Annotated in this window: 4 protein-coding genes; all 4 read right to left on the bottom strand. The window is 69.8% G+C overall.

Going from position 1 to position 2,796, the window contains the following annotated elements; all coding sequences use genetic code 11:
- On the bottom strand, positions 1 to 813 hold an 813-nt coding region (gene rfbD, locus JTJ31_RS24295), incomplete at its 3' end, for a dTDP-4-dehydrorhamnose reductase (protein ID WP_207541319.1).
- On the bottom strand, positions 810 to 1,379 hold the full coding sequence (gene rfbC / locus JTJ31_RS24290; protein WP_207541318.1) for a dTDP-4-dehydrorhamnose 3,5-epimerase: 570 nt from the start codon (positions 1,377 to 1,379) through the stop codon (positions 810 to 812). The genes rfbD and rfbC, both read right to left, overlap by 4 nt.
- On the bottom strand, positions 1,376 to 2,257 hold the full coding sequence (gene rfbA / locus JTJ31_RS24285; RefSeq protein ID WP_207541317.1) for a glucose-1-phosphate thymidylyltransferase RfbA: 882 nt from the start codon (positions 2,255 to 2,257) through the stop codon (positions 1,376 to 1,378). Before rfbA ends, rfbC begins: the two co-directional genes overlap by 4 nt.
- Positions 2,254 to 2,796, bottom strand: a 543-nt coding sequence (locus tag JTJ31_RS24280; RefSeq protein ID WP_207541316.1) for a dTDP-glucose 4,6-dehydratase, incomplete at its 5' end; no start/stop codon positions are given. The genes rfbA and JTJ31_RS24280, both read right to left, overlap by 4 nt.

Genomic DNA, 2,796 nt, shown 5'->3' with positions numbered 1-2,796 from the left:
TTGCAGCTTGCGCTGCTCAAGCCGCCCATCGGCGGGGCGCGTGGCCTTCACCGGGTATTCGTGCGTGGCGATGGGATGGACAACCGGTCGCGGCCCGCCGAAGGGCGCGGCGGCGCTGAAGATCGCCTCCGCGAATGCGTGCCAGTTGGTGTGACCGCCGCCAGCCATGTGGAACACGCCGCGATGCTTGTCCTGCCATCCGTCGTCGCGGATGCGGGCCAGCACGCCGGCCAGAGCGTCGGCGAGGTCGGGCGCGGCGGTGGGGTTGCCGTGCTGATCCGCCACCACGCGCAGTTCCGGACGCTGCGCGCCGACGCTCAGCATGGTCTTCACGAAGTTGCGCCCGACCGCGCTGAACACCCAGGCGGTGCGGAACACCGCCGTCTTCGGGTTCACCGCCAGCGCCGCCCATTCCCCGGCCAGCTTGGTGCGGCCATAGGCGCCGAGCGGATTGGGCGCGTCATCCTCGGCATAGGGCGCGCCCTTGCGCCCGTCATAGACATAGTCCGTGCTGACCTGCAGCAGCGGCAGGCCACGTGCGGCGCAAAGCCGCGCCACGAGTTCGGGACCCAGCGCATTGGCGCGGAAGGCGCCTGCCTCGTCATCCTCCGCCGCATCCACCGCCGTCCAGGCGGCGGCGTTGATCACGGCGTCCGGCGCGATGTCGCGGAATGCGGCCTCCACCGTCTCGGGCTGGTCGAACTCGAATTCCGGCTGGCCGACCAGCAGGGCCTCAAAACCCAAGCCCGGCAGGCTCTCGGCGAGGCCGGTGGCCAGCTGCCCGCCTTTGCCGGTGACCAGGATGCGCTTCACGACCGGCATCCCTTCGGGAAGGGCGGCGGGATGTCGCGCAGGCGCGGGGCCTGGCGGTCCTTCTCCGACAGCACCGGTCCGCCGGGCGGCAGCGGCCACTGGATGCCCAGATCGGGGTCGTCCCAGGCGATGCCCGCATCCGTCGCGGGGTCGTACTCGGCATCCACCTTGTAGAGGACCTCGCAATCCGCGGTCAGCGTCACGAAGCCATGCGCGAAGCCGCGCGGCACCCAAAGCTGGCGCCAATTCTCCGCCGAAAGCTCCACCGCCACGTGCTGGCCGTAGGTGGGGCTGCCTTCGCGGACATCCACCGCCATGTCGAGGATGGCGCCGCGCACCACGCGCACCAGCTTCCCCTGCGCCGTGGGCGGGCGCTGGAAATGCAGCCCGCGCAGCACGCCCCGCTCCGCCGAGAAAGAGTGGTTGTCCTGCACGAACTCCACGTCCAGACCGGCCTCGCGCAGCGCGGAGCGCTTCCAGACCTCCGAGAAGAAGCCGCGCGCGTCGCCGAACTTGCGCGGCTCGATCAGCAGAACCTCAGGGATGGATTGCGGCGTGACCTTCATCCGTGCACCCCGTCCGCGACCTCGATGAGGTAGCGGCCATAGGCGGTCTTGCCGAGCGCCGCGCCGCGCTCGCGCAGCGCATCCGCAGACAGGAAGCCGCGGCGGAAGGCGATCTCCTCCGGGCAGCTCACCTGCAGGCCCTGTCGCTCCTGCACCGTCTGCACAAAGGTCGCGGCCTGCAGCAGCGAGGCGGGCGTGCCGGCGTCGAGCCAGGCGCAGCCGCGCCCGAGCTGCTCGGCCCGCAGCGTGCCGTCCTGCATGTAGAGGGCGTTGAGGTCGGTGATCTCCAGCTCGCCCCGCGCCGAGGGCTTGATCTGGCGCGACAGATCCGTGACGCGGTTGTCGTAGAAATAGAGGCCGATCACCGCCCAGTCGGATTTGGGCTGCGTCGGCTTCTCCTCCAGCGAGATCACCTCGCCGCGGTCGTTGAACTCGGCGACGCCGTAGCGCTCCGGGTCGGCCACGCGATAGCCGAAGACGGTCGACTTGCCCCGCATCGCATGCTCGCGCGCCGACATCAGCCGCTCCGACAGGCCCTCGCCGTAGATGATGTTGTCGCCCAGCGCGAGCGCGGCCGGGCCGCCCTTGAGGAAGTCGGCGCCGATGTGGAAGGCCTGCGCCAGCCCGTCCGGCGAGGGCTGCTCGGCATAGGAAAGGCGGACGCCGAATTGCGAGCCATCGCCGAGGAGGCGCTGGAAGGAAGGCAGGTCGGTCGGCGTCGAGATCAGCAGGATGTCCTGGATCCCCGCCAGCATCAGCGTGCCGAGTGGGTAATAGACCATCGGCTTGTCATAGACCGGCAGGAGCTGCTTGGACGCGGCCAGCGTCATCGGGTGCAGCCGCGTGCCGCTACCCCCGGCCAGGATGATCCCCTTCACGACTTCACGCCTCCCAAACGCTGGCCCGCATAGGCCTTCTCCCGGATCGGCCGCCACCAGGCCTCGTTGTCCAGGTACCAACGGATCGTGTGCTCCAGGCCGCTCTCGAAGTCGTAGCGCGCCTTCCAGTCGAGCGCGGCCTCGGCGCCCGAGGGGTCCATGGCGTAGCGGAAATCATGGCCCGGGCGGTCCTTCACGAAGGTGATCAGCCGCTCGCGCGGCCCGGCCGGATCCGGGCGCAGCCGGTCGAGCGTGGCGCAGATCGCCTTCACCACCTCGAGGTTGGTGCGCTCCTGGCGCGGGCCGATGCAGTAGGTCGCGCCGGGCCGCCCACGGAACAGCGCCAGGGCCAGCGCCTCGGCGTGATCCTCCACGTGCAGCCAGTCGCGGACGTTGTCGCCCTTGCCATAGACCGGCAGGCTCTTGCCCTCGAGCGCATTGAGCGTGACGAGGGGGATCAGCTTCTCGGGGAACTGCCAGGGGCCGTAGTTGTTCGTCGTGTTGGAGACGAAGGACGGGAAGCCGTAGGTGTGGTTCCA

Origin of the sequence: Sabulicella rubraurantiaca (assembly GCF_017355885.1) — a bacterium.
Taxonomy (GTDB): domain Bacteria; phylum Pseudomonadota; class Alphaproteobacteria; order Acetobacterales; family Acetobacteraceae; genus Roseococcus; species Roseococcus rubraurantiacus.
Note: the sequence above shows the minus strand (reverse complement) of the source record. Positions and strands in the feature narration are given on the sequence as shown.

Bases quoted from the DNA above. Each gene is read 5' to 3' on its own strand.
- rfbC (WP_207541318.1), bottom strand. From the start codon at position 1,379: ATGAAGGTCACGCCGCAATCCATCCCTGAGGTTCTGCTGATCGAGCCG.